The sequence below is a fragment of the Mesorhizobium sp. M7A.F.Ca.MR.176.00.0.0 genome (genome assembly GCF_004023165.1).
Classification (GTDB): Bacteria; Pseudomonadota; Alphaproteobacteria; order Rhizobiales; family Rhizobiaceae; genus Mesorhizobium.
In genome coordinates this window covers 1-821 of record NZ_RZTC01000301.1, presented here as the reverse complement: position 1 = coordinate 821, position 821 = coordinate 1, and the positions used below count along the sequence as shown (strand labels likewise).

Sequence of the window (821 nt, the reverse complement as noted above, 5' to 3'; positions counted from 1 at the left end):
CCAGCGCCATGAACTTCTCGTTCCTCGCCGCCATGGGCTTGGTGCTCTGGTTCGGCGGCCAGAAGGTGATTGCGGGCCAGATCAGCGTCGGCACGCTGGCCCAGTTCCTCACCTTCATGACCATCTTGCAGATGCCAGTGCGCCAGCTCGGCCTGATGGTCAATTCATTCGCCCGCGCTTCGACCTGCGGCACGCGACTGTTCGAACTGCTGGACACCGAACTTGATATCGAGGACGCACCCGACGCCAGGGACCTTGTCGTCACTGACGGTGTGCTGCGCTTCGACAATGTCGGCTTCCGCTACGCGGGCGCTGGTCGCCCGACGCTATCCGGGATCTCCTTCGAGGCAAGGTCGGGCCAAACCATCGGCATTGTCGGTCCGCCCGGCAGCGGCAAATCGACCATCGCGCACCTGATCCCGCGCTTCTACGATGTGACGTCAGGTGCCATCACCATCGATGGCCAGGACATAAGCAAAGTCACGCTGCAATCGCTGCGCAAGGCGGTCGGCGTGGTGCAGCAGGACGCATTCCTGTTCACCACCTCGATCGAGAACAACATCGCCTACGGCAATCCATGGGCGCGCGAGACCCGCATCGGGCAAGCCGCCGAGTATGCCCAATTGCACAACTACATCATCGGGCTTCCCGCCGGCTACACCACAGTCGTTGGCGAACGCGGCGCGTCGCTTTCTGGCGGCCAGCGCCAGCGCCTGACCATCGCCCGCAGCCTGATGCTGCGGCCATCGGTGCTGGTCTTCGACGATTCAACTGCTGCCATCGACGCCGGCACCGAGCAGCGGATCCGGGCAGCGATGAAA

The 821-nt window shown here is 63.5% G+C and carries 1 protein-coding gene; it reads left to right on the top strand.

Going from position 1 to position 821, the window contains the following annotated elements:
- A partial coding sequence (locus EOB59_RS34980) for an ABC transporter ATP-binding protein (protein WP_164895872.1) occupies positions 1-821 on the top strand: 821 nt, incomplete at both ends.